This is a genomic window from Palleronia sp. LCG004, assembly GCF_032931615.1.
Taxonomy (GTDB): domain Bacteria; phylum Pseudomonadota; class Alphaproteobacteria; order Rhodobacterales; family Rhodobacteraceae; genus Palleronia.
Window position 1 is genome coordinate 2,242,870 of record NZ_CP136759.1, and the last position, 25,200, is coordinate 2,268,069.

Sequence of the window (25,200 nt, forward strand, 5' to 3'; positions counted from 1 at the left end):
AACAACGGACCAGCAACCGAGAGGATTCTCAGATGATCAAGGCCAAGCCGCTTCCGACTTTCCTCACGCAGAGATTCCATGGCTGGCGCGCGACGACCTTCGCCGAGAACCAGTCCTGGTACCGACGCCTGGCCGAGGAAGGGCAGCGCCCGCGGGTCATGGTCATTTCCTGCTGCGACAGCCGTGTCCACGTGACCTCGATCTTCGGGGCCGAGCAGGGCGAGTTCTTCATACATCGCAACATCGCCAATCTCGTCCCCCCCTACGAGCCCGACGGAAATCAGCACGGCACGTCGGCTGCGATCGAATACGCCGTCACGGCCCTGCAGATCACGAACCTGATCATCATGGGGCATTCGCGCTGCGGTGGCGTGCGGGGATGCTACGACATGTGTTCGGGATCGGCCCCCGAGCTCGAGAAGACGTCGAGCTTCGTGGGCCGCTGGATGGACCTGTTGCGTCCGGGTTTCGAGGCGCTCGAGGACGGGGACGAGGCGGCGCGGATCGAAGCGCTCGAGAAAGGCGCCGTGAAGGTCTCGCTCGCGAACCTGATGACCTTCCCCTTCGTGGCCGAGCGCGTCGACGACGGACGGTTGAGCCTGCACGGCCTCTACAACGACATCGTCGACGGAGAACTCTTCGCCTACGAGGCCGACGCCGACCGCTTCGTCAAGGTTTGAGCATCCCCCGCGCGCGCCCGAAAGAAGGCGCGCGCATCGGCCAAGATCGCAACATGTCCCGCTGCCCTCAGGCGGCGAGCGGAGGCAGCGCGATCAGCTCGTCCTGCAGTATGGCCTCGATCTCGTGCCGATCGACCCGTCGGACTGATTTGCGCGGCGCGCCGTCGCGTAGTTCGTTGATTGATTTGCGGTCGCCGAAGATAATTTGCAGCATCTGGTTTCCCCTTCTTATTCCGACGCTCATTTTCGCACGCGTCGTTGGCCCGGTTTTGACCATGAAAGGGTTGGCGATTGGTTTCCGGATTCCAGACGATTGGATGGATCACCCCGGAATACGGCAAACCCTTGTCGAGATTGCGTTTTCCGGGGCGCGAATTATCTAGGATTTAATTAGATAGCATCGCGTTTTTCGCCCTTTCAACCTTGGCGATATCAAAGCCCGATTGGGCATTCGCCAAGGCTGCAAGACAATACCGAATTCAGGCCTTCTTGAGAACTTCCCGGCCCAGAAGTTCGGCGATCTGCACCGCATTGAGCGCGGCACCCTTCCGAAGATTGTCGCTGACACACCACAGATTGAGGCCGTTCTCGACCGTCGGATCCTGACGGATGCGGCTGATGAAGGTGGCGAAATCGCCCACGCATTCGATGGGGGTCACGTATCCACCATCCTCGCGCTTGTCGATGACCATGAGGCCCGGTGCCTCGCGCAGGATGTCGCGCGCCTCGTCCTCGTCGAGGAAATCCTCGAACTCGATGTTGATCGCCTCGGAATGGCCGACGAAGACCGGGACCCGAACGCAGGTCGCCGTCACCTTGATCTTCGGATCGACGATCTTCTTGGTCTCGGCGACCATCTTCCATTCTTCCTTGGTCTCGCCGGAATCGAGGAACACGTCGATATGCGGGATGACGTTGAAGGCGATCTGCTTGGTGAACTTCACCGGCGGCTTGTCGTCGGTGGGGTTGTAGATCGACTTCGTCTGATCCCAGAGCTCGTCGATTCCTTCCTTCCCGGCCCCCGAAACCGATTGGTAGGTGCTGACGACGACGCGCTTGATCCGCGCACGGTCATGCAGCGGCTTCAGGGCCACGACCATCTGCGCCGTCGAGCAGTTGGGGTTCGCGATGATGTTCTTCTTGGCATAGCCATGAACGGCCTGGGGATTCACCTCGGGCACGATCAACGGGATGTCCGGATCGTACCGATAGAGAGAGCTGTTGTCGATGACGACACATCCGGCCTTGGCGGCACGCGGCGCGTGGATCTTCGTGGCGTCGGACCCGATGGCGAAAAGGGCCATGTCGAAGCCGGTGAAATCGAACTGCTCGAGATCCCTCGTCTTCAGCGTCTGGTCGCCATAACTGATTTCCGTGCCCTGCGACTTGCGCGACGCAAGCGCCACCACCTCGTCGGCAGGAAACTGGCGCTCGGCCAGGATATTCAGCATTTCGCGGCCCACATTGCCTGTGGCCCCGGCGACGGCGATCCGATAGCCCATGACGATCCTCGCTGGTGAAAGACGCGTCCCCTTAGACCATAGCCGAGCCCGGCGAAAGGGCGGACGATGGACAAACGCCGGATCGCGCTACTATCCTGGTTATCGAACCCTAGGAGAGTTGGCCCATGTATTTCATCGTCCTGATCATCCTCGTCATCCTGCTCGCCGTGACGGTCCTCGGCTACATCTCGACGGGCCGCTGATACCGGGGGCGGGCGCCGCGCTCAGGCGACCGGCGGAAGCGGAACCCGCCCGCGGCGCTCGCTCAGCGTGAATGCATTTCCGCCGTCGAGTGCGACGGGCACGAGCGGATTGCCGTAGCCCGCGCCGCCATCGACGTTGATGCGGTTGCCGTAATTCTCCGGCGCGTCGAGCGCGGTGTGTCCGTGAACGACCATTTTGCCGTGATCGCGCGTATCCTCAAGCCAGCCCTCGCGAATCCAGAGCAGATCGTCCTCGTCCTGCTCCTCGAGAGGGATGCCGGGGCGCAAGCCCGCATGGACGAAGAGGTATCCATCCTCGACATGCCAGAGCGGCCGCTGCGCGAGAAACTGCAGATGCGATTGCGGCACCGCCTCGCGCGCGCGGATGATCAGTTCCTGCGGATCCAGCAGATCGCCCGCCACCTGATAGGATGCGAGCGTCTCGATCCCGCCATTGGCCTGATGGAGAAACGCGGCCCCTTCCCCACCGAGCCCGTAGGAACCGAGCGTCGACGGGCCGCCGAGCCGCTTGTTCATCCAAGACAACCCCGACTTGATGCGGTCGTCGTTCTCGAGCCCGTCCGTCAGGAACCGCTCGAACATGCGGTCGTGATTGCCCTTGACGCAAACCCAGTTGCGACCCTCGGCCAGCCCTCCGATCAACCTGTCGAGGACACCGCGGCTGTCTGGTCCGCGATCGGTGTAATCTCCCAGGAAAACGATGCGGGCGTCGCGCCCGCCGTCATTCTCGACGAGCGAGAGCGCCCGGTCGAGTTCGCCGGATTGACCGTGAATGTCGCCGATCGCATAGATCGTCATCGTCGCCCTTCCTTCGTGATGCCGAAGGGGCGACTGCGCGCCGCCCCCTCTTTGCTTTTCAAAATACGCACGGCCCGCCATGGGCCACAAGCGGACCGGCGACCTATTCGACCGCGAATTGCAGCGGACGGATCTGCTGGAAGAGCCCCGTGTCGCGCAGTTTCCCCAGAACGTCCTGCGGTGGCTGTTCGTCGAGATAGAGCAGGGCGATCGCCTGTTTGCCACGCTCCGACCGGCCCAGCGTGAAGTTCGCGATATTGACGCCGTTCTGCCCGAGCGTCTGGCCGAGCGTGCCGATCACGCCCGCACGGTCCTCGTTCGTGGTATAGAGCATGTGCGCACCCACTTCGGCGTCGATGTTGATGCCCTTGATCTGGATGAAGCGCGGCTTGCCATCGCTGAAGACCGTGCCCGCGATCGAGCGTTCGCGCGTCGGCGTCTGCACCAGGATCTTGATGTAGCCCTCGAAGACGCCGGTCTGATCCTGGGTGGTCGTCGCGATCTCGATTCCGCGATCGCGCGCCAGGATAGGTGCCGAGACCATGTTGACGTCGGGATTGACCGACCGCATCAGCCCCGCGATGGCAGAAATGTTGAGCGCGGCGGTGTTCATCGTCGCCGCCCGGCCGTCATAGGTGATGGTGATCCGTTCGATCCCCTCCTCGGTCAGCTGGCCGCAGAAGGCCCCCAGATGCTCGGCGAGCTTCAGCCAAGGCCCCATGATCTTGGCCTCTTCGGCGGTGACCGACGGCATGTTGAGCGCGTTCGTCACGGCCCCCGTCAACAGGTAATCCGACATCTGCTCGGCCACCTGCAGCGCCACGTTCTCCTGCGCCTCCGTGGTCGATGCCCCGAGATGCGGGGTCACGACGACGTTCTCGAGCCCGAAGAGCGGGGAATTCGTCGCGGGTTCCTCGGCGAATACGTCGAAGCCCGCGCCCGCGACGCGGCCCTCCTTGATCGCCTCGGCCAGTGCCTCCTCGTCGACGAGCCCGCCCCGCGCGCAGTTCACCACACGGACGCCCGGTTTCAGCTTGGCGATGTTCTCGCGCGACAGGATGTTTCGGGTCTTGTCGGTCAGCGGCACGTGCAGCGTGATGAAATCGGCGGCCCCGAGAAGCTCGTCGAGCTCGACCTTGCGCACGCCCAGCTGGTCGGCACGCTCCTCTGTCAGGAAGGGGTCATAGGCGATGACCTTCATCCTGAGCCCGCGCGCGCGGTCGATGACGACCGAGCCGATATTGCCCGCGCCGATCACGCCCAGCGTCTTGGCGGTCAGCTCCACCCCCATGAAACGCGACTTTTCCCACTTGCCGGAATGGGTCGAGGCATTCGCCTCGGGGATCTGGCGGGCGACCGCCATCATCAGCGAAATCGCGTGTTCGGCCGTGGTGATCGAGTTGCCGAAAGGCGTATTCATCACGATCACGCCCTTCTTCGAGGCGGCCGGAATGTCGACATTGTCGACACCGATCCCGGCGCGGCCGATCACCTTCAGCCGGCCGGCCTTTTCGAGCAGCGTCGGCGTGACCTTGGTGGCCGAACGGATGGCGAGGCCGTCATACTGGTCGATCACCTCGGCGAGCTTGTCCTTGTCCTTGCCGATAGAGGGATCGAACGTGACGTCGATGCCGCGGTCGCGGAAGATCTGGACGGCGGTGTCGCTGAGCTTGTCGGAAACGAGAACTTTGGGGGCCATGTCAGGCACTCCTTCGAAAGGATCGCGAACTCATGCCCCGGGCCTGACCCGGAGCTTCGCGGAAAGGGAGAGAGGCCCCGGGCCAGGCCCGGGGCGAAACGGTCACGGATGTCAGGCGGCGGCGCGCCGGTCGAGCTCGGCATGATAGGCCCAGTCGATCCATGGCATCAGCGCCTCGAGATCCGCAGTCTCGATCGTGCCACCGCACCAGATCCTGAGGCCCGGAGGCGCATCGCGATAGCTGCCGACATCGAGCGCGACGCCCTCGGCGTCGAGACGCTTGACGACGGCCTTCGCGAAATCCGCGTCGCCCGCGACCGCCGGATCGGTGAAGGCAAGGCAGACCGACGTGTTGGACCGTGTCGCGGGATCAGTGGCGAGGTTGCCGATCCAGTCGCGCCCCTCGCAGAAATCCCAGACGACATTCGCGTTGCGGTTCGCGCGATCGAACAGACCGTTCAGGCCACCCACCGAACGTGCCCAGGCGAGGGCCTGGAGATAATCCTCGACGCAAAGCATCGAGGGCGTGTTGATCGTCTCGCCACGGAAGATCCCCTCGTTGAGCTTGCCGCCCTTCGTGAGGCGAAAGATCTTGGGCAGGGGCCACGCTGGGGTGTAGCTTTCGAGCCGTTCGACGGCGCGGGGGCTCAGGATCAACATGCCATGCGCGGCCTCGCCGCCCAGCACCTTCTGCCACGAGAAGGTCACGACATCGAGCTTGTCCCAGGGCAGATCCTGCGCGAAGGCGGCCGACGTCGCGTCGCAGAGCGTGAGACCGGCGCGGTCGGCGGGAATCATGTTGCCGTCCGGCATGCGGACGCCGCTCGTCGTGCCGTTCCAGGTGAAGCAGACGTCGCGGTCGTAATCGAGCGCGGACATGTCGACGATCTCGCCGTACTCGGCCTCGTGGACGCGCGCGTCGAGTTTCAGCTGCTTGACCGCATCCGTGACCCAGCCGGAACCGAAGCTCTCCCAGGCGACCATCTCGCAGGGGCGTTCGCCCAGCATGGTCCACATCGCCATCTCGAAGGCACCGGTATCGGAGGCCGGCACGATGCCGATACGATATCCGTCCGGAACGCCCAGCATCTCGCGCGTCTCGTCGATCGCCTGGGCGAGCTTCGACTTGCCGATCGAGGCGCGATGCGAACGGCCGAGCGGCGCGTCAGAGAGCGTCGAAAGATCGAATGTAGGGGGTTTGGCACAGGGGCCGGATGAAAAGCGCGGATTGCCCGGCCGCGCGGCCGGAAGCGACGTCGCCATTACTGGTATCCTTCCAGATATATGCCCTTCGTTGGGGAAGGGTGTCCCGCCGCCGCACATACGGACAGTTCGACGGAGAGGCAAGAGATTCCGATTGCGAAGTGTTCGTCCCTCGCAAGACATGCAGACCCCCGCATTCTGCAATGAAGCGGAGACCGCTTCGGCATTCGTCACGCACCGGGATATTTCGCATCGGACGCCGGGATGTGAATCGAGGAGCCTGGGCAGGACGGTCGCGACGGTGCAGCCCTGAGAAAAACAGCGGAACCTTTTTTCCGAGCGCGACCGAGCCAGCGGAATCCGCCTTCCTGTCCTTGGGCCCACAAGCGCGCGGGCCTCCGGTCCGGTATGCTCCCGGAATCACCGATCCTCGAACCGGGGGCGACGATACCCTCGGCCATTCCCCTTTTTCCCGATTGTCCGAGGGTTGGTGCCCGACCCGGGCGACGGAGCGGTGTCCGTCGGCCGCAGGACGGGATATGGACGCCTCGAATGTCAGCAAGCGGAGCGCGCCCATGCATGTCGTCACCTTGATCGGAAACCCCTTGGACCCGAGTTTCGCCCATGCGTTGCGCGATGCCTGGGGCGGCGGCGAGGTGATCTGGCTGTCGCCGGACCGGGCTGCGGAATTCGCGATGGCGCAACTTCCCGGCAATCTCGGCGAGGTTCGGGATCAGGCACACGGGATGCGGATCGACCTCGTCGTGCAGCCCGCCGAAGGACGCCGCAAGCGTGTGCTTCTGGCCGACATGGACAGCACCATGATCGGGCAGGAATGCATCGACGAATTGGCCGACATGGCGGGCGTCGGAGCCGAAGTATCGGAAATCACGGCGCGGGCGATGAACGGAGAGCTCGATTTCGAGGGAGCGCTCCGCGCGCGCGTTGCCCTTCTCGAAGGGCTCGACGCGGATGTGATCGAGCGGGTCTGGCAGGAGCGCATCACGCTGACGCCCGGCGGCGAGACGTTGCTGGCGACGATGAAGGCCGGCGGGGCCTATTGCGCGTTGGTCTCGGGCGGCTTCACGGCCTTCACCGAGCGGGTGGCGCGCAGGCTCGGCTTCGACGAGCATCGTGCGAACGGCCTGCCCGTCGAGGCGGGTCGGATCACGGGCAAGGTGGCGGAACCGATCCTCGGCCGGGAGGCCAAGGTCGCGGCGCTGGAGGAGATCTGCGCGAGAATCGGCGTCCCGGTCGCGGACGCGATGGCGGTGGGCGACGGCGCGAACGATCTCGGCATGCTGCAGCTCGCCGGGGCGGGTGTGGCGCTCCATGCGAAGCCCGCGGTCGCGGCGCAGGTCCAACGGCGTGTGGATTTCGCCGACCTGACGGCCCTGCTCTATCTGCAGGGCTATTCCGACGCGGAGTTCGTGCGGCAACAACGATGAGTGGAGGCTCCGGACGCGTCAGGAGCCCCTGTTCGGGCAGCGATCGCCTCAGATCGGAAAGCCCTCGGCAGCACGGACACGTCCGACCTCGAGGCCGGCGCGGTTGAGGATCGGTGCATCGAGATAGCGTCTCGCGGCCGGGTGCGTCGCGTCGAGCACCCCCAGATGGACGAGAAGCGCCGTGATCGCGGCCTCCGACGCGCGCGTCGCGCCGTCCACGACCTTGAGCGCGACGCCCAGCCGCTGCTCGGGCAGCATCGCGACGAAAACGGCCTCGGCCCCCGTCTTTACGGCGACGCGCCCGCCCATCGCGCGCATCAGATCGGTACAGGCGCGGGTTTCGCCAGCGACCAGATCGGGGTGCAGGCACATCGCGTCCCTCAGCCGCGCCATCGCGTCGCCCCGTGCGCCCTGCCCTTCCCGGGCGGCCGCGAAGCACGCCATGGCGCGGGCGAGGCCATGCACGCTTGTCGCGAAATTCGGGGCCGAACAGCCGTCGATGCCGAAACCCGGACTGTCCATTCCGGTCAAGTCCTCGTGAGCGTCGCGGACCGCGCGCTGCACCGGATGATCGGGATCGACGTAATCGGGCCCCGCATTCAGGTGCTGTGCGAATGTCAGAAAACCCGCATGCTTTCCCGAACAATTGTTGTGGACCTGACAGGGGCTCTCGCCCTCTCGGATCATTCGCAGTTTCAGGTCCTTGTCGCGGCTGACCTCGGTCCCGCAGAGGAGATCGTCGTCCCCCAGACCGAGATCCGCGAGCCAGGCGCGCACCTTCTCGACATGGACCGGAGCGCCCTGATGCGACGCGCAGGCAAGCGCCAGCCGTTCGGTGGGCAGGCGGATGCCCGCCTCAACCATCGGCAGGGCCTGCATCATCTTGCAGGAGGATCGGGGATAGATGGTCGCGTCGGGGTCGCCCCAGGCGGCGACGACTTCGCCCCTTTCGTCACAGACGACGGCATGTCCGCAATGCCACGATTCGCGCAGATCGCCGCGCCAGAGTTCGATCATATTCCGGGGGTCGGTCATGGGGGCCTTTCAACTCTGGGCGATTTTTCGTCGGGGGGGCTTCCAAAAAACGACGATCTGCCATTATGGTCTCACCGCTTGAACGAGAATGGAACCGCTGGCGTCAAGATCCCGGAAGACGGATCGGGCGCAGAAACGAACCGAGGCAGACGGTTGGAGGCTTTGAGAGACATGAGAGCGATCCTCGCAGGACTTATCGCAGGTGCCACATTGACGGGCCCCGCGGCGGCTCAGGACGAATCCACCAACCGCGTCGCGGTCGAGACCGCATGGAGCGTCTTCGTCGAGGACGATCCGCAGGAATGCTGGTCGGTCAGTCGGCCGACCGAGACCCGCAACACCCGCGGCGGCGAGGTGGTCGAGGTCACGCGCGGCGATATCCTGCTGTTCGTCACGTTCCGCCCCGGCGGCGGCGCGGGCGAAGTGTCGTTCACCGGCGGCTATCCCTTCGCCGGCGATTCGGATGTCGAGGTCGATATCGGCGGGACGACCTTCCAGATGTTCACCGACGGCGAATGGGCCTGGCCGAGATCGGCCTCCGACGACGCGGCGATCATCGCGGCGATGCGTGGCGGCGCGGAAGCGGAACTGACCGCACGGTCGAGCCGCGGCACCCAGACCGAGGATACGTTCTCGCTCTTCGGGTTCACCGCTGCGCTCGAGGAAGCGGAGAACCGCTGCGGCTGAGGTTGCGGCGTGAGGGGCCGGCCCCTCCTGCACCCCCGAGCATTCGAAGACAGACGACGGAGCGGCCGCCCGGGGCTTTATCGGGCGGCCGCTTTGGCCTATATGGGATGATCCTGCGACGCGAGGCCGCCCATGACCGATATGCTACAGAACCCGATCACCCAGGACGTCCTGACGCTTCCCCGGAAGGTCGAAGAGGGCGATCGCCGCAACCTCGTGGGGCTGACCCGCGACGCACTTCGCGAGGCGTTGATCGGGGCGGGCACCCCCGAACGTCAGGCCAAGATGCGCGCGGGCCAGGTCTGGCAATGGATCTACCAGAAAGGTGTGCGCGACTTCGACGCGATGACGAACCTCGCCAAGCCCTACCGCGAGCTGCTGCGCGAGAACTTCGTCGTCGAGGTCCCCGAGATCGTGCGCCGCGAAGTATCCTCCGACGGGACGCGCAAATACCTTCTCAGGATCGCCGGCGGGCACGAGGTCGAGGCCGTCTATATCCCCGAGGAGTCCCGCGGGACGCTCTGCGTGAGCTCTCAGGTCGGCTGCACCCTGACCTGCTCGTTCTGCCATACCGGCACCCAGCGACTGGTCCGCAATCTCACCGCCGGAGAGATCGTCGGTCAGATCATGGTCGCCCGCGACGACCTCGGCGAATGGCCCGCCCCCGGGCGGAATCCCAAGGACGAACAGCGCCTGCTGTCGAACATCGTTCTGATGGGTATGGGCGAGCCGCTCTACAATTTCGACAACGTGCGCGATGCGATGAAGATCGCGATGGATGGCGAGGGCATCTCGTTGTCACGTCGGCGCATCACGCTGTCGACCAGCGGCGTCGTGCCGGAAATCGCCCGCACGGCGGCGGAGATCGGCTGCCTTCTGGCCGTGTCGTTCCACGCGACGACGGACGAGGTGCGCGACAAGCTCGTCCCGATCAACAAGCGCTGGAACATCGAGACGCTGATCGCCGCCTTGCGCGAATACCCGAAGGCCACGAATTCCGAGCGTATCACCTTCGAATACGTCATGCTCAAGGGCGTGAACGACAGCGACGAGGATGCGCACAGGCTCATCGAGCTGATCCGCGGGATCCCCGCCAAGATCAATCTCATCCCGTTCAACGAATGGCCCGGAGCCCCCTACGAGAGGTCGTCGAACAACCGTATCCGGGCCTTCGCCGACATCGTCTACAAGGCCGGATATGCCTCCCCCATCCGCACCCCGCGTGGCGAGGATATCATGGCGGCCTGCGGGCAGCTCAAATCCGACAGCGAACGCGAGAGGAAATCGCGCCGCCGCGCCGAGGCCTGATCCCGCCTTCACCGGTGCGACATCCGTGACCGGAACGATTTCGCCCGCCCGTGCGTCGACGCCCCACGAAACAGTGGAGCGAAGATCACCATGGCAAAGCATTACGAGGAAGGCGACAAGGTCGAGTGGGACTGGGGCAACGGTACCGCCACCGCGACCGTGAAGCAGAAATACACGCAGAAGCGTACGCTCAAGATCGACGGGAACGAAGTCACCCGCGATGCCGATGACGACGATCCGTCATACAAGCTCGAGCAGGATGACGGATCGATCGTCCTGAAATCGCACAGCGAATTGCGCAAAGCCTGATCGTCAACGTCCCGGGATGGTGTCGCGTGTTTCGTCGGCACCGTCCCAATTTTCCATCGCCTCGATCGCGTCCGATGCGGTCTCGACGAATCTGAACAGGTCCAGATCGGCCTCCGCGATGGTGCCGGCCTCGGCCAGGGCCCCGAAGTCGATGATCCGGTTCCAGAACGCCTTGCCGAACAGAAGGACCGGAATGCGCTGCATCCGGCCTGTCTGGATCAGTGTCAGCGCCTCGAACACTTCATCGAGCGTCCCGAATCCGCCCGGAAAGACGCAGATCGCCTTGGCCCGCAGCAGGAAATGCATCTTGCGGATCGCGAAATAGTGGAAGTTGAAGCAGAGACCCGGCGTGACATAGGCGTTCGGGGCCTGCTCGTGCGGCAACACGACGTTCAGTCCGATCGACCGCCCACCGGCTTCGCTCGCCCCGCGATTGCCTGCCTCCATCACGCCGGGTCCGCCGCCCGTCACGATGACGTCTTCGCGGCCACCGCCTTCGAGGCTCCTCAGCGTGACGAGCCGGGCGAATTCCCGCGCCTCGTCATAGAATGACGACAGCTCGGCAAGCGTCTTCGTCCTCGCCAGATCGCGGTCGGCGGGTGCGGGAATGCGCGCTCCGCCGAAGATCACGATGGTCGAGACGATATCCTCGTCGTTCATCGCGAGCTCCGGCTTCAGCAATTCGAGCTGGAGCCTGACCGGCCGGAGTTCCGCACGCCCCAGGAAATCCTCGTCGGCGAAGGCGAGCCTGTAGGAGGGCGCACGTGTCTGCGGGGTATCGGGGATTTCGTGCGCGGTCTCGATATCCTCCTGCGCCTCGCGCAGGGGCGACGTCTTTCGATCTGTCATGCCGTCCTCCAGTCAGGAGCGACAGACCTAGGAAGATTTGGGCTCAAGTCCAAGGCGCAAGGTAAAAGGGCACCCGAAGGTGCCCTTTCCAAGTACGGACCATCGGAGTGATCAGGCTTTCGACTTGCGGCGGCGCAGCGCACCGAGACCGCCGAGACCGCCCATCCCCGCGAGGAGGAGGATACCGGCCGCAGGCAGCGGAACGGCAGCGACGTTGAACGCGTCGAGGTCGAAACCGTCACGACCGGACCCGGGCTCGGACTGGTCGACGAAGCGGATCTGGCTGAAGGCACCGGCGAATTCCAGACGGCTCGTCCCGCCGAGCGGCACGCCGTCGAAGTTGCCCTTGTTGCTCACGGTGCCGATCAACTGGAAGTCGTCGTCATTGCCGACGTAGACTTGGGCGACCTCGTCCGAATAGCTCGAACCGAATGTAACCTCGATGGCGGACAACGGACCGGTAAAGTCGGGCGAGATCCAGAAGGTCGCGGAACCGCCCAGGCCGAGGGCGAAGAAATCCCCGTCGCCCATCGAGCTGAGTTCGACGTTGTCGAGGTTACGCCGATCGCCCGCACCGCAGGTAACGCCTGCAGGCGCCACGTTCCCGAGGGCGCAATCCGCCTCGCGATCGGTAATTGTGAGAGCGTTCGCCGCCCCGCTCACAGCCATGAAAATCGCTGCTCCGATAATAGTATACTTCATTTCAAATACCCTCCGATGCTGTCGGCGGGCGGCAATCGCCCGCCGAGTGCGTTTGATTTTATGGGTAATGATCGCGCTTCGTTCAACATTTATTTACGACTTTGGGGTCGCTCGCGAACGAAGCGCCAAAACTGTATTTCACCTTATTATCAAGGCTCTACTCCCCCACCGGTTGATTCGTTTCGCGGGTCACAACTGGATCGACCAGTCCCGAATCCGGCCGCTTACCTGGCGCGGCTCTTGCTTCCCCTTCCTGCTGACCTATAGAGCCCGGGATCATCAGTCCCGAAGGAGCCCGGATGCCCCACGATCACCTCGAAGCCGCGATTTCCACAGCGTGGGAAGACCGCGAGACGATCTCGTCCAGCACGGGCGGGGAGACCCGCGAGGCGATCGAGGAGACGCTTGATGCGCTCGATCGCGGCACTCTGCGTGTGGCCGAGAAGCGCGGCGACACTTGGCACGTGAACCAGTGGGCCAAGAAGGCCGTGCTTCTGGGTTTCCGGATCCGCGACATGGAGATGCAGGCGGGCGGACCGCAAGGCGGCGGCTGGTGGGACAAGGTGGACAGCAAGTTCGCCGCCTGGGGCGAAGAGCGCTGGCGCGAGGCCGGTTTCCGTGCCGTGCCGAACTGCATCGTCCGTCGTTCCGCCCATATCGCGAAGGGCGTCGTGCTGATGCCCTCCTTCGTGAATGTCGGTGCCTATGTCGACGAGGGCACGATGGTCGATACCTGGGCGACGGTCGGGTCCTGCGCGCAGATCGGCAAGAACGTGCATCTCTCGGGCGGCGTGGGCATCGGCGGCGTGCTCGAGCCGCTGCAGGCGGATCCCACGATCATCGAGGACAACTGCTTCATCGGGGCGCGTTCGGAGGTCGTCGAGGGTTGCATCGTGCGCGAAGGCTCGGTCCTCGGGATGGGTGTCTATATCGGCAAGTCGACCAAGATCGTGGACCGCGAAAGCGGCGAGGTCTTCATGGGCGAAGTGCCGCCCTACTCCGTCGTCGTGTCGGGTTCGATGCCCACCAAGAACGGTTTGAACCTCTATTGCGCGGTCATCGTGAAGCGTGTCGATGCGCGTACGCGGGCAAAGACCGGGATCAACGAGCTTCTCCGCGACTGAGGAATCGGCCCAGGCAAGGCTTTCGCAACCCAAGGTAGAGCACCCTTGCCAGCCACGCCCAAAACACGTGCAGAAACACTCTGTTCTTGATCGAAACCCACTATTTCTTCGCGGAAAACGCCATTTTCCGCTAGGATGAGAAGACGGCTTCCGATGAGGGGGCCGCAATTTCGATCACCAGATTTATTGAACGGGATCGCCGCTTTCGCAAGGAAGCGGCGATCTCGTCTCATCCTTCGACCGCTCCGCCGCAAAGCGATGTGAACCAAATCGCTTTGCGCGTCGTTGCCGCTGCGCAATGACCGATCTGACTTCATGAATTTAGACACCCTGCCCCTCGTATGGGTGCTTGCGATCTTCGCCGCGGCGGCCCTCGTGGTCGTCGGAGCGTCGATCAAGGCCACGCATCTCGCCGACATCATCGCCGACCGCACCCGGATGGGCGAAGCGATGGCCGGTGGACTGATCCTTGGCGGGGCCACATCGCTCGCCGGGGTCGTCGTCTCGGTCGATGCCGCGGCCGGGGGCGATGCAAGTTTCGCTTTCTCGAACGCCGTCGGCGGGATCGCCGCGCAGACCGTGTTCCTCGCGCTGGCCGATATCCTGCACAAGCGTGCCAATCTGGAACACGCCGCGGCGGAACCCGCGAACCTGTTCCAGGCCGTCATGCTCATCATCCTGCTGAGCCTGCCGATCTGCGCCATCGCCGGCCCCGAGATCGCCTATTTCGGCGTGCATCCGGCATCGGTCGCACTGTTCCTCGCCTATATCGCCGGGACCAAGCTCGCTTCGGACGTGAGCGAAACCCCGATGTGGAAGCCGGTCCAGACCTCCGACACCCGCAACGACGAACCCGAGGAAGACAGCGATCCGTCGAAATCGGCGATGAAGCCCGCGCTCGTCTTTGCGGGACTTGTCGCGATGATGGGGCTCGGCGGCTGGGTCATCAGCCAGATCGGCGGCAGTTTCATCTCGCGCTTCGGCCTCGCCTCGAGCCTCGTGGGGTCGCTCATCACCGCGGTCGTGACCTCGCTGCCGGAGCTTGTCACCACGCTCGTCGCCGTGCGCCGAGGGGCGCTGCAACTGGCAGTGGGCGGGATCATCGGCGGCAACACGTTCGACACGCTCTTCCTCGTGGCCTCCGACGTCGCCTATCGCGACGGCTCGCTCTATCACGCGATCGAAGGCAACGACCTCTACTGGCTCGGAACCGGCCTGCTGATGACGGCGATCCTGCTTGCAGGCCTCATCCTCCGCCAGCGCGAGGGACCGGGCCGCATCGGCATCGAATCCGTGCTGATGATCGGCATCTATCTCACCGCGCTCTGCGTCGAGGTTTTTGCATAGCGGGTCACGGAACCGAGAGGACCGGGCGACGTTCTCTGGAGACCTCTCCGCGTTTTGGCGGACCTATAGACACGAAAGGAAATTCCATGGGCTGGCTTGCAGCTATCATCGTCGGGGGCCTCGCTGGCTGGTTGGCAGAGCAATTCATGAAGTCCAACATGGGACTTCTGATGAACATCATCGTCGGTATTATCGGCGCGATCCTGTTCAACTTCATCTTCGGAACCCTGCTGGGTCTTTATGCTGCCGGCGCAAGCTTCAGCATCGGCTACCTGGTCGCCGGTTTCATCGGGGCCTGCATCCTGATCTGGATCGTACGGATGGTGCGCGGACGCGCCTGACCCTCGATCTACGGGATCCTTTGATTGGCCGCGCCCTCACCGGGCGCGGCCTTCTTGTTGACACCACACGACTTTCCATCGAAGCAGGCGCGCATGGCACGTTCGCAATTCGTCTACACACTGGTTGTCGAAGTCGGTCGCGCGCCGGGCGACGGTCTGCCCGACGGCGCGACGGGGGCGGCACTCATGTGCTATGCCTCCGGCATCGACGAGGCCGAGGCCGTGCGCGAGACCGTCGCACTCCTCAAGCAGGCCGAGATGTCACCGCTTGACGTCACGGGGTACGGCACGGTCGAGGACAGGCTCGCCGAAGGCCACGAGATCGACGACGAGGAACGCGCCCTGATGGAGCGTGCCCGGTCCGAGAACGCCGTCATCGTGGCGCAGATGACCCCCTTCTTCGACGATGCAAAGGCAAAGGGCGGGAATGGCTGAGATCGATCCCGTCGAACTTACGGCAGAACTCATCCGCTGCCCGTCGGTCACGCCCGTCGAAGGCGGCGCGATCGATCTCCTGCATCGCCTTCTCGATGATGCCGGTTTCGTCTGTACCCGCATCGACCAGGGGGGCATCGCCAACCTTCATGCGATCTGGGACCGGGGCGGAAAGATCCTCGGCTTCAACGGACATACGGATGTCGTTCCGGTGGGCGATCCCGCAGCCTGGACGCACGATCCGTTCGGTGCCGAAATGTCGGATGGCCTCGTCTACGGACGCGGAGCCTGCGACATGAAATCGGGCGTGGCGGCCTTCGTCGCCGCCGCGATCGAACATGCCGGGGCGGGCAGACCGGGCTCCATCGCCATTGCCATCACCGGGGACGAGGAAGGTGACGGAATCCATGGCACGCCCGCCATCCTCGACTGGATGGACCGGACGGGCGCACGCATGGATGCCTGCATCGTGGGCGAACCCACCTGTCCCGAGACGATGGGCGAGATGATCAAGGTCGGTCGCCGGGGCTCCATGACCGTCTGGCTTACCGCCACGGGCCGGCAGGGCCATTCGGCCTATCCGCAGAACGCACGCAACCCGATCCACGCGATGGTGGCGCTGCTCGATCGTCTGATCGCCTTCGACCTGCCCGATGCCTCCGACCTTTTCGATCCGACGAGCGTGCAGGTCACCGGCTTCGATACCGGGAACGCGGCCAACAACGTCATTCCCGGCCAATGCCGCGCGATGGCGAACATCCGCTTCAACGACGCGCATCGCTCCTCCGACCTGTCGGAATGGATCGCGGACGAAATCGCGGCCGTCACCCGGGCGACCGATGTCGAATTCTCGACCGAAACCAAGGTCTCGGGCGAAAGCTTCGTCACCGAGGAAGGCGACTTCTCGCGCCTCATCGCCCGCGCGGTCGAGGCCGAGACCGGTATTTCGCCGATCCTGTCGACCAGCGGCGGCACGTCGGATGCGCGCCATATCCGCGCGCATTGCCCCGTGGTCGAGGTGGGGCTGGTGGGTCGGACGATGCATCAGGTCGACGAATACGCATCCATCGACGACATCCGGACGCTGAAGGCGATCTATTCCCGCATCCTGGACGCGTACGCACGATGACGGCAGATATCGGCGTGACCGAGGACATCGCGCTCTGTCACGCGCTGCGCCGTGCCGTCTTCATCGAAGAGCAGCGCATTGCCGAGGCGGAGGAATGGGACGATCTCGACGGCGAGGCGGTGCATCTTCTGGCCTCGCTCGACGGTGTGCCGGTCGGCACCGCGCGCCTGCTTTCGCTGGGCAAGACGATGCGGATCGGCCGCATCTGCGTCCTGCACGCCCATCGGGGCAAGGGGATCGGCCGGCAGCTCGTCGAACACGCGCTCGACGTCGCGCGCGATCGGGGCATGTCGGATGCCGCGCTCGGCGCGCAGGTCCACGCGCTCGACTTCTACCGGACGCTGGGCTTCGTGGCCGAGGGTGAGGTCTACGACGATGCGGGCATTCCCCATCGCGAGATGACGCGCCCCCTCTGACCCTGTTGCCCGGCCCCGCCCCGTGATAGCGGAAGGCATGGCTCAGATACCCAGCAAGCGACAGATCCTCGACTGGATCTCGGAAAACCCCACGCAGACGGCGAAGCGCGACATCGCGCGCGCCTTCGGCATCAAGGGCGCGGACCGCATCGACCTCAAGCGCCTCCTGCGCGAGCTCGAGGATGAGGGCCATCTGCGAAAGCGCGGCAAATCGTACCGCGACCCCGAAGCGCTGCCTCCGGTCTCGGTCTGCGAGGTGGGCGCGCCCGACCGCGACGGCGACCTCTTCGCGCGGCCGCTCGAATGGCATGGCGACGGGCCGGAGCCGCGTATCCTGATCGTCTCGCGCGATGCGGATCCGGCGGTCGGCGCGGGCGACAGGGTGCTCCTGCGTCTGCAGGAGGTCCGGGCCGAGGATCACCGCTACGAAGGGCGGCTCATTCGCAAGATCGACCGCGGCACGCGCCGGATGCTCGGGATCTTCCGGGCAGGCTCCGAAGGCGGGCGTATCGTCCCGATCGACAAGGGTCAGGACCGCGAGTGGATGGTGGGCCCCCGCGATGCGGGCGGTGCCGAGGAGGGCGAGCTCGTCGAGGCGGAACAGGCCGGACCTCCGGGCCGGATGGGTCTGCCGCGCGCCCGCATCGTCGCGCGCCTCGGCGACCCGAGCGCACCGCGCGCGGTCTCGCTCATCGCGATCCATCAGCACGGCATTCCCGACGACTTCCCGGACGAAGTCATCGCCGAGGCCGAGGCCGCCGAACCCGTGGGCCTTAAGGGCCGCGAGGATCTGCGGCACCTGCCCCTCGTCACCATCGACCCGAGCGACGCGCGCGACCACGACGATGCCTGCTTCGCCGAGCCCGATCCAGATCCGAAAAACCCCGGCGGCCATGTCGTCTGGGTCGCGATCGCCGATGTCGCGCATTACGTGCGCCCGGGATCCGCGCTCGACCGCGAGGCGCGGCTGCGCGGTAACTCGACCTATTTCCCCGACCGTGTCGTGCCGATGCTCCCCGAGGCGCTGTCGGGCGATCTCTGCTCGCTTCACGAGGGGGCGGACCGGGCCTGTCTTGCCGTGCGGATGGTGCTCGACGCCGAGGGCACCAAGATCGGACATGCCTTCAGGCGCGGTCTGATGCGCTCGCCCGCCTCGCTCAGCTACGAGGAGGTTCAGGCCGGCCGCGACGGGGCACCGTCCGACAGGGTCGCGCCCCTCATGGAGGGCGTGATCGACCCGCTCTACGCGGCCTATCACGCGCTCAAATCCGCGCGAGAGCGTCGCCAGCCGCTGGATCTCGACCTGCCCGAACGGCAGATCGTGCTGTCGCCCGAGGGCCGCGTGACCAGCGTCGAGTTCCGCGACCGACTCGATGCGCACAAGCTCATCGAGGAATTCATGGTCCTCGCCAATGTCGCCGCCGCCGAGGAACTCGGAAAGCGCAAGTCGCCCCTCCTCTACCGCGTCCACGAAGAGCCGAGCCCCGAAAAGATGGATTCGCTGCGCGAGGTCGCGCAGGCGGCGGGCTTCTCGCTTGCCAAGGGACAGGTCCTGCAGACCCGGCATCTCAACCGCCTTCTCGCGCAGGCGGCGGATGGCGAATTCTCCGAGCTCATCAACATGAGCACGCTGCGCTCGATGACGCAGGCCTATTACAGCCCCGAGAATTACGGCCATTTCGGCCTCGCGCTCAGGAACTACGCGCATTTCACCTCGCCCATCCGGCGCTATGCCGACCTCGTGGTGCATCGCGCGCTGATCTCGGCGCATGGCTGGGGCGATGACGGGCTCGATCCCGACGAGGTCGAGCGGCTGGAGGAGACGGCCAAGCAGATCAGCGATACCGAGCGGCGGTCGATGGTGGCCGAGCGCGACACGACCGACCGCTACCTCGCGGCCTATCTTTCCGAACGAGTCGGATCCGAGATGGGCGGGCGGATCTCGGGCGTTCAGAAATTCGGGCTCTTCGTCAAGCTCGACGAGACGGGTGCCGACGGCCTCGTGCCCGTGCGTTCGATCGGGCGGGAATTCTATGTCTTCGACCCGGAGGCGCACACGCTGATGGGGGCCGATAGCGGCCTCACCCTCGCGGCCGGTCAGCGGGTGACCGTGCGCCTCGCCGAGGCGGTGCCGGTGACGGGCGGCCTGATGCTCGAATTGCTGGCGATCGAGGGCGACCCCCTTCCGCGTGGCGGCGGAAAGCCGCCCCGCCGCGGCCCGCCCAAACGCGCGAAGGGCAAGTCGAAGGCCAAGGCCGAGAAAGCCAAGCGCAAGGTCAAGCGGACACGGCGCTAGGCCGCCGTCACGCGGGCGAGCCCGCGTCCGGCCATGCGTATTTCAGAAAGCAAAGAGGGGCCGATCAGTCCTCCGCGGCGGCGGGGCCGAGATGGTCCTTGCCGCGGGCCCGGGCGAGTTCGACCTGACGGTGGCGTTCGCGGAAACGGGCCCGCTGAGCCTCGGTGTATTCCTCAGCGCAATGCGCGCAACGCGCCCCCTCCTCGAAAAGCGGATGCGCGCGATCCTCGGGGCCCAGGGGGCGGCGGCAGGCATGGCAGATCGTGGCCGTACCGGGGGCGAGCCCGTGGCCGACCGTGACGCGGCCGTCGAAGACGAAGCATTCGCCCCGCCAGCGGCTCTCCCTCTCCGGCACCTCTTCGAGGTACTTGAGGATGCCGCCCTTGAGGTGCGAGACATCCTCGACCCCCTCGGACCGGAGATAGGCGGTCGCCTTTTCGCAGCGGATCCCCCCGGTGCAGAACATCGCGATCCGCTTGCCCGCGTAGCGGTCGCGGTTGGCCCGCCACCAGGCGGGAAAGTCGCCGAAGGCCGCGGTGCCCGGATCGACGGCCCCCTCGAAGCTGCCCATCGCGACCTCGTAGGCATTGCGCGTGTCGATCACCGCGACGTCCGGCGCGGCGATCAGCGCGTTCCACTCGGACGGATCGACGTAATGGCCCGCCATGTCGGGATCGACCGGCACCCCCATCGTCACGATCTCGCGCTTGAGGCGGACCTTGAGCCGGCCGAAGGGCATCTCGGCGGCGGCGCTCTCCTTCCAGTCGAGATCGGCGCAGCCGGGCCAGTCGCGGATATGGGCAAGCGTCGCCTCGATGCCCGCGCGGGGGCCCGCGATGGTTCCGTTGACGCCTTCGGATGCGACGAGGATCGACCCCCTGACGCCATGGCACGCGGCCAGATCGCGCAGCGGTGCACGCAGCGCGTCGGGATCGCGAAGGGGTGCGAAGGCGTAGAAGGCGGCAACGACGAACATCGGGCGGGTGATACGCCCCGGCCGGCGGCGTCACAAGCCCGGCCGGTTGACTTGCCGCCTGCCGCCGGCCCAATTGGCCAGAGCACGCAACCGGAGGAACGGACACGGTGAAGGACAGATCGCACGCATTGCTGGTCATCGACATGCAGAACGATTTCTGCCCCGGAGGCGCGCTCGCCGTGCCGGGCGGAGACGCGCTCGTCCCGCGCATCAACGCGGCGATGGACGAGTTCGCGACCGTGATCCTGACGCAGGACTGGCATCCGGCCGGCCATTCCTCCTTCGCGTCCTCGCATCCGGGACGCGATCCGATGGAAACGGTCGAGATGCCCTACGGCCTGCAGATCCTCTGGCCCGATCATTGCATCCAGGGCTCTCACGGGGCAGCGTTCCATCCGGACCTCAGGACAGATGGCGACCTGATCGTCCGCAAGGGGTTCAACCCGGCGATCGACAGCTATTCGGCCTTTTTCGAAAACGACCACGAGACGCCCACCGGCCTTGAAGGGTATCTCAGGACACGGGGCATCTCGAAGGTGACGATGGTGGGCCTCGCGCTCGATTTCTGCGTGAACTCGTCGGCGCTCGACGGGGCGCGGCTCGGCTTCGAGGTCACCCTGCGCGAGGAACTGAGCGCCGCGATCGATCTCGACGGGTCGCGGGAGGCTTCGATGGACGCGATGCGGCGCGCGGGCGTGGCGATCGCCTGATGGATGCCCGCTCGATCGTCCTCAGCATCGCCTTCGCGGCGATGTGGGCGTCGGGCTTCACTTCCGCCAAGTTCATCGTGGCCGATGCGCCGCCCCTGACGGCGCTGGCGCTGCGCTTTGCCATCTCGGGCATCCTCGCCGTCGCGATCGCGGGGGCGATGGGACAGGGCTGGCGGCTCGACCGCCGGCAATGGCGGCTGACGATCCTTTTCGGTCTCTGCCAGAACGCGCTCTATCTGGGCCTGAATTTCATGGCGATGCGCACCATCGATGCCGGGCTCGCCTCCATCATGGCCAGTACCATGCCGATCTGGGTCGCGCTCTTCGGCTGGGCGGCCCTGGGCGAGCGTCTGCGCCCCGCGACGGTGCTGGGCCTCCTGGCCGGGTTCACGGGCGTCACGATCATCATGGGAAGCCGCATCTCCGGCGGCGTCGATCCGGGCGGCCTCGGGCTCTCGGTGCTGGCCGTGATGGCCCTGACGGTGGCGACGCTGTCGCTCCGGGGGGCGTCCTCGGGCGGCAACGTCCTGATGGTCGTGGGCCTGCAGATGCTGGTGGGAGCCGCGGCCCTGGCCATCGCTGGCCTCGTCTTCGAGCCGTGGGAGGTGAACTGGTCGACCTCGCTGGTCGTGGCCTTCGTCTATACCACCCTCGTTCCCGGTCTGGCCGCCACGTTCGTCTGGTTCGTCCTGGTGCGTCAGATCGGACCGGTCCGGGCGGCGACGTTCCACTTCCTGACACCGTTCCTCGGCGCGGCGATGGCGGCAGCCCTGCTCGACGAGGATGTGAGCGCGCTCGATCTGTTCGGTGTCGCGATCATCATGCTCGGCATTCTGGCGGTTCAGTTGTCGCGACCGCGATCACGCGTGTGATGCGATCCGGGACCGGTCTTCGAAGGGGGGTGGAATGGTGAGCCCGCAGGGGTTCGAACCCTGGACCTACTGATTAAAAGTCAGTTGCTCTACCAACTGAGCTACAGGCTCACGAGGCGGGTGACTAAAGCCGCCTTTCTGGACCGTCAAGCGAAAAACTGTCTCGTCACGCTTCGCTTTTCAGCGGCCTCCGGGAGGATTATAGGGCGAGCCATGAAAAAGCCGTCCTCCGACCTGCCCTTCATGAAGATGCACGGGCTCGGCAACGATTTCGTTGTCATCGACCGACGTTCCGGCGGACGGGCCGTCGATGCACGCCTTGCGCGCGCGCTCGGCGACCGGCATCGCGGGATCGGCTTCGACCAGCTCGCAACGATCGAGGCCGAGGACGGCGTGGATGCGCGGCTCGTCTTCTGGAATGCCGACGGGACGCTTTCGGGGGCCTGCGGCAACGCCACGCGCTGCATCGCGCGCTATCTGATCGAGGAGGGCCGCTCGGAGGTCACTCTCAGGACCGATCGCGGAGATCTCGTGGCACGCGACGCGGGCGAAAAGTTGACAGCCGTCAACATGGGTCCGCCGCTTCTCGACTGGCGGGAGATTCCGCTGGCCGAGGCCGTCGACACCGACAGGCTGCCCTTGCCCGGCGACCCGGTGGCGACCGGCATGGGCAACCCCCATTGCACCTTCTTCGTCGAGGATGCCGAGGCCGTGGACCTCGGGGCCATCGGAGCCGAATACGAACATCACCCGCTCTTTCCGGAACGCACCAACGTCCAGGTCGCGCATCTCGTCGGGCCCGATCACCTGCGGATGCGCGTCTGGGAGCGTGGCGTGGGCGTCACGCTGGCCTCCGGCTCCTCCTCCTGCGCGGTCGCGGTCGCCTCGGCACGACGCGGGCTCACGGGTCGGCGGGTCGCGATCGACCTCGATGGCGGGCGGATCGTCATCGACTGGCGCGAGGACGGCGTCTGGATGACCGGGCCGACGGCCCATGTCGCCGATGGCGTGATCCGCGCCGCCTGGATCGGAGCAGTGACATGAACGCGCCTGTCTTCTCGAACCATGGCTGCCGGCTGAATGCCTACGAGACCGAGGCGATGAAGGCCCTCGCCCGCGAGGCGGGGCTCGAGGACGCGGTCGTCGTCAACACCTGCGCCGTCACGGCCGAGGCGGTGCGCAAGGCCCGCAAGGATATCCGCCGCCTCGCGCGCGAGAATCCGGGCGTGCCTCTCATCGTGACGGGCTGCGCCGCACAGACCGAAGCCGAGCGCTTCGCCGCCATGCCCGAGGTCACCCGCGTCATCGGCAACGCGGAGAAGATGCGCCCCGAAACATGGTCCGGCCTCGCCCCCGACCTCATCGGCACGACCGAGCGGGTGCAGGTCGACGACATCATGTCGGTGACCGAGACGGCCGGGCATCTCATCGACGGGTTCGGCACCCGAAGCCGCGCCTATGTCCAGGTGCAGAACGGCTGCGACCACCGATGCACCTTCTGTATCATCCCCTATGGGCGCGGCAATTCGCGATCCGTCCCCGCGGGCGTCGTGGTCGAGCAGATCGCGCGCCTTGCCGCGCATGGCTATGCCGAGGTGGTGCTGACGGGTGTCGATCTCACCTCGTGGGGGGCGGATCTGCCGGGGCATCCGCGGCTCGGGGATCTCGTGAGGCGAATCCTGAAGCTGGTCCCGGACCTGTCGCGCCTCAGGATCAGTTCGATCGATTCGATCGAGGCCGACCCGGCGCTGATGACCGCGATCGCCGAGGAAGAGCGGCTGATGCCGCATCTCCACCTGTCGCTCCAGCACGGCTCGGACCTCATCCTGAAGCGGATGAAGCGGCGGCACCTGCGCGGCGACGCCATCGCCTTCTGCGAGGAAGCGCGCAGGCTCCGCCCCGACATGACCTTCGGCGCGGACATCATCGCGGGCTTCCCGACCGAGACCGAGGCCCATTTCGAGGACAGCCTCGCGCTCGTCGATGACTGCGACCTGACATGGCTGCACGTCTTTCCCTATTCCGCGCGCGAGGGCACGCCCGCCGCCCGCATGCCCGCCATCGACGGCGCGACGATCAAGGAGCGTGCGGCGCGGCTCCGCGCGGCGGGAGACCGGGCGGTCGAGCGTCATCTCGCGGCCCAGACGGGCGTGACGCACCAGGTCCTGATGGAGAGCGCCCGCATGGGCCGCACCGCGCAATTCGCCGAGGTGCGCTTCGACGCCAACCGCCCGGTCGGGGACATCGTGTCGGCGCGGATCGCCGGGCATCGCGACGCACATCTCCTCGCGGTCCGAGATCGGGGCTTTCCCCCCGACGGCAAGCCGCTAGAGTAAGCGCAGAACCCGGACCCGGAGGACGCGATGGAACTCTTCTACAGTCAGGCATCGCCCTTCGTGCGCAAGGTGATGGTCCTCCTGCACGAGGCCGACAAGCTCGACGCGGTCACGCTTCGCCAGGTGAGCATGACACCGCTCGCCCCCGATGCGGGACACAGCTCCATCGCGCCGCTGGGCAAGATCCCGACGCTGACCCGGCCGGACGGCCCCGCCCTGTTCGACAGCCGCGTCATCACCCGGTATCTCGACGAGCGGTTCGGGACGGGCCTCTATCCAGACGCACGGCTCTGGGAGACGCTGACGCTCGAGGCACTGGCCGACGGGATCATGGATGCGAGCGTTCTCATGGTCTACGAGGGGCGCACGCGGCCCGAGGAAAAGCGCCACGAGCCTTGGGTCGATGCCCAATGGTCCAAGATCGGCCGGGCGCTCGACGCGATCGAGGAACGCTGGATGAGCCATCTTTCGGGGCGTCTCGACATGGGTCAGGTCGCGGTGGCCTGCGCGCTCGGCCATCTCGATTTCCGACACGCAAGCCGCAACTGGCGCGCGACCCGCCCGAACCTCGCCGCCTGGTCAGAACGTCGCGCCGAACGCCCGTCGTTCAAGGCAACCCGCCCGGAGTGACGCCGACCGCCCTGCTCGGCTCCGACGGTTTGCGGGACGCATCGTGTCCGACCGGGATCCGGCAGTGCGTGACCGACGGCACCGACTCTGCGACCCAGATCAAGGCCGATCGGGCCGGGAAAGCGCATCACGCCCGCGGCAAGC

26 protein-coding genes and 1 tRNA gene are annotated in these 25,200 nt (G+C 65.7%); 17 read left to right on the forward strand and 10 right to left on the reverse strand.

Features of this window, described 5'->3' with window-relative positions:
- Nucleotides 1-32 precede the first annotated feature (32 nt).
- Entirely contained in the window at nucleotides 33-680 is a 648-nt protein-coding gene (locus tag RVY76_RS10970; RefSeq protein WP_317374023.1) for a carbonic anhydrase, read from the forward strand.
- A 67-nt stretch (nucleotides 681-747) separates the two neighbouring features.
- Here the strand turns inward: RVY76_RS10970 and RVY76_RS10975 are convergent, their stop codons facing one another.
- The 5 genes from RVY76_RS10975 to RVY76_RS10995 form a co-directional block, all read right to left on the reverse strand.
- The gene (locus RVY76_RS10975; RefSeq protein WP_317374024.1) at nucleotides 748-894 is read right to left on the reverse strand and encodes a hypothetical protein; all 147 of its coding nucleotides are present in this window, start codon (nucleotides 892-894) and stop codon (nucleotides 748-750) included.
- Nucleotides 895-1,159: 265 nt separating this feature from the next.
- Nucleotides 1,160-2,182 carry an aspartate-semialdehyde dehydrogenase gene (locus RVY76_RS10980; protein WP_317374026.1) on the reverse strand — a complete coding sequence of 341 codons (1,023 nt, stop codon included), beginning with the start codon at nucleotides 2,180-2,182 and terminating at the stop codon, nucleotides 1,160-1,162.
- Between the two features lie 224 nt (nucleotides 2,183-2,406).
- Entirely contained in the window at nucleotides 2,407-3,204 is a 798-nt protein-coding gene (locus RVY76_RS10985; RefSeq protein WP_317374027.1) for a metallophosphoesterase family protein, read from the reverse strand.
- 103 nt (nucleotides 3,205-3,307) lie between these two features.
- Nucleotides 3,308-4,903 (reverse strand): phosphoglycerate dehydrogenase, encoded by a 1,596-nt coding sequence (gene serA / locus RVY76_RS10990; protein WP_317374029.1) that lies wholly within the window; start codon nucleotides 4,901-4,903, stop codon nucleotides 3,308-3,310.
- 111 nt (nucleotides 4,904-5,014) lie between these two features.
- Entirely contained in the window at nucleotides 5,015-6,166 is a 1,152-nt protein-coding gene (locus tag RVY76_RS10995; protein ID WP_317374030.1) for a phosphoserine transaminase, read from the reverse strand.
- Nucleotides 6,167-6,681: 515 nt separating this feature from the next.
- On the opposite strand from RVY76_RS10995, the gene serB reads away from it, so the two are divergent.
- Complete coding sequence (gene serB, locus RVY76_RS11000) at nucleotides 6,682-7,554, forward strand: phosphoserine phosphatase SerB (protein ID WP_317376758.1); 873 nt, start codon at nucleotides 6,682-6,684, stop codon at nucleotides 7,552-7,554.
- A 48-nt stretch (nucleotides 7,555-7,602) separates the two neighbouring features.
- On the opposite strand, the gene RVY76_RS11005 is transcribed toward serB, so the two are convergent.
- On the reverse strand, nucleotides 7,603-8,589 hold the full coding sequence (locus RVY76_RS11005; protein ID WP_317374031.1) for an asparaginase: 987 nt from the start codon (nucleotides 8,587-8,589) through the stop codon (nucleotides 7,603-7,605).
- A 171-nt stretch (nucleotides 8,590-8,760) separates the two neighbouring features.
- Here RVY76_RS11005 and RVY76_RS11010 point away from each other — a divergent pair, with 171 nt between their 5' ends.
- From RVY76_RS11010 to RVY76_RS11020, 3 genes are all read left to right on the forward strand, one after another.
- Nucleotides 8,761-9,276 (forward strand): invasion associated locus B family protein, encoded by a 516-nt coding sequence (locus tag RVY76_RS11010; protein ID WP_317374033.1) that lies wholly within the window; start codon nucleotides 8,761-8,763, stop codon nucleotides 9,274-9,276.
- Nucleotides 9,277-9,408: 132 nt separating this feature from the next.
- A complete protein-coding gene (rlmN, locus tag RVY76_RS11015; protein WP_410795992.1) occupies nucleotides 9,409-10,584 on the forward strand; it encodes a 23S rRNA (adenine(2503)-C(2))-methyltransferase RlmN in 1,176 nt (391 codons plus the stop codon).
- Between the two features lie 90 nt (nucleotides 10,585-10,674).
- Entirely contained in the window at nucleotides 10,675-10,893 is a 219-nt protein-coding gene (locus RVY76_RS11020; RefSeq protein WP_317374034.1) for a DUF2945 domain-containing protein, read from the forward strand.
- 3 nt (nucleotides 10,894-10,896) lie between these two features.
- Here RVY76_RS11020 and RVY76_RS11025 read toward each other — a convergent pair whose 3' ends face one another.
- Complete coding sequence (locus tag RVY76_RS11025) at nucleotides 10,897-11,742, reverse strand: TIGR00730 family Rossman fold protein (RefSeq protein ID WP_317374035.1); 846 nt, start codon at nucleotides 11,740-11,742, stop codon at nucleotides 10,897-10,899.
- A gap of 111 nt (nucleotides 11,743-11,853) precedes the next feature.
- Nucleotides 11,854-12,444 (reverse strand): hypothetical protein, encoded by a 591-nt coding sequence (locus RVY76_RS11030; protein WP_317374036.1) that lies wholly within the window; start codon nucleotides 12,442-12,444, stop codon nucleotides 11,854-11,856.
- Between the two features lie 299 nt (nucleotides 12,445-12,743).
- Between RVY76_RS11030 and dapD the strand changes: the two genes are divergently transcribed.
- The 7 genes from dapD to rnr all read left to right on the forward strand — a co-directional run bounded on the left by dapD (nucleotide 12,744) and on the right by rnr (nucleotide 19,532).
- Complete coding sequence (dapD, locus tag RVY76_RS11035; protein WP_317374038.1) at nucleotides 12,744-13,568, forward strand: 2,3,4,5-tetrahydropyridine-2,6-dicarboxylate N-succinyltransferase; 825 nt, start codon at nucleotides 12,744-12,746, stop codon at nucleotides 13,566-13,568.
- A 315-nt stretch (nucleotides 13,569-13,883) separates the two neighbouring features.
- Complete coding sequence (locus RVY76_RS11040) at nucleotides 13,884-14,915, forward strand: sodium:calcium antiporter (protein WP_317374040.1); 1,032 nt, start codon at nucleotides 13,884-13,886, stop codon at nucleotides 14,913-14,915.
- 86 nt (nucleotides 14,916-15,001) lie between these two features.
- Nucleotides 15,002-15,256 (forward strand): GlsB/YeaQ/YmgE family stress response membrane protein, encoded by a 255-nt coding sequence (locus RVY76_RS11045; protein ID WP_317374042.1) that lies wholly within the window; start codon nucleotides 15,002-15,004, stop codon nucleotides 15,254-15,256.
- 93 nt (nucleotides 15,257-15,349) lie between these two features.
- The gene (locus RVY76_RS11050; RefSeq protein WP_317374043.1) at nucleotides 15,350-15,691 is read left to right on the forward strand and encodes a hypothetical protein; all 342 of its coding nucleotides are present in this window, start codon (nucleotides 15,350-15,352) and stop codon (nucleotides 15,689-15,691) included.
- Nucleotides 15,684-16,820, forward strand: a complete 1,137-nt coding sequence (dapE, locus tag RVY76_RS11055) for a succinyl-diaminopimelate desuccinylase (RefSeq protein ID WP_317374045.1) — start codon at nucleotides 15,684-15,686, stop codon at nucleotides 16,818-16,820. The genes RVY76_RS11050 and dapE overlap by 8 nt, the downstream gene beginning before the upstream one ends.
- Nucleotides 16,817-17,236: a GNAT family N-acetyltransferase gene (locus RVY76_RS11060; RefSeq protein ID WP_317374047.1), complete on the forward strand. Its 420-nt coding sequence runs from the start codon at nucleotides 16,817-16,819 to the stop codon at nucleotides 17,234-17,236. Before dapE ends, RVY76_RS11060 begins: the two co-directional genes overlap by 4 nt.
- Nucleotides 17,237-17,273: 37 nt before the next feature.
- Nucleotides 17,274-19,532 (forward strand): ribonuclease R, encoded by a 2,259-nt coding sequence (rnr, locus tag RVY76_RS11065; RefSeq protein ID WP_317374048.1) that lies wholly within the window; start codon nucleotides 17,274-17,276, stop codon nucleotides 19,530-19,532.
- A gap of 64 nt (nucleotides 19,533-19,596) precedes the next feature.
- On the opposite strand, the gene RVY76_RS11070 is transcribed toward rnr, so the two are convergent.
- Nucleotides 19,597-20,508 (reverse strand): rhodanese-related sulfurtransferase, encoded by a 912-nt coding sequence (locus RVY76_RS11070; RefSeq protein WP_317374050.1) that lies wholly within the window; start codon nucleotides 20,506-20,508, stop codon nucleotides 19,597-19,599.
- A gap of 143 nt (nucleotides 20,509-20,651) precedes the next feature.
- Here RVY76_RS11070 and pncA point away from each other — a divergent pair, with 143 nt between their 5' ends.
- Together pncA and RVY76_RS11080 are read left to right on the forward strand one after the other, a co-directional pair.
- Nucleotides 20,652-21,218 carry a bifunctional nicotinamidase/pyrazinamidase gene (pncA, locus tag RVY76_RS11075; RefSeq protein ID WP_410796031.1) on the forward strand — a complete coding sequence of 189 codons (567 nt, stop codon included), beginning with the start codon at nucleotides 20,652-20,654 and terminating at the stop codon, nucleotides 21,216-21,218.
- Complete coding sequence (locus tag RVY76_RS11080; RefSeq protein ID WP_317374052.1) at nucleotides 21,218-22,090, forward strand: DMT family transporter; 873 nt, start codon at nucleotides 21,218-21,220, stop codon at nucleotides 22,088-22,090. The genes pncA and RVY76_RS11080 overlap by 1 nt, the downstream gene beginning before the upstream one ends.
- 35 nt (nucleotides 22,091-22,125) lie before the next feature.
- Here the strand turns inward: RVY76_RS11080 and RVY76_RS11085 are convergent.
- Nucleotides 22,126-22,201, reverse strand: a tRNA-Lys gene (locus tag RVY76_RS11085).
- A gap of 102 nt (nucleotides 22,202-22,303) precedes the next feature.
- On the opposite strand from RVY76_RS11085, the gene dapF reads away from it, so the two are divergent.
- Genes dapF through RVY76_RS11100 form a run of 3 tightly spaced genes read left to right on the forward strand, consistent with a single transcriptional unit; the run spans nucleotide 22,304 to nucleotide 25,056 of the window.
- Nucleotides 22,304-23,134 carry a diaminopimelate epimerase gene (gene dapF / locus RVY76_RS11090; RefSeq protein ID WP_317374053.1) on the forward strand — a complete coding sequence of 277 codons (831 nt, stop codon included), beginning with the start codon at nucleotides 22,304-22,306 and terminating at the stop codon, nucleotides 23,132-23,134.
- Entirely contained in the window at nucleotides 23,131-24,426 is a 1,296-nt protein-coding gene (gene mtaB, locus RVY76_RS11095; protein WP_317374055.1) for a tRNA (N(6)-L-threonylcarbamoyladenosine(37)-C(2))-methylthiotransferase MtaB, read from the forward strand. Before dapF ends, mtaB begins: the two co-directional genes overlap by 4 nt.
- Before the next feature lie 27 nt (nucleotides 24,427-24,453).
- Nucleotides 24,454-25,056, forward strand: a complete 603-nt coding sequence (locus RVY76_RS11100) for a glutathione S-transferase (RefSeq protein WP_317374057.1) — start codon at nucleotides 24,454-24,456, stop codon at nucleotides 25,054-25,056.
- Nucleotides 25,057-25,200: the final 144 nt, after the last annotated feature.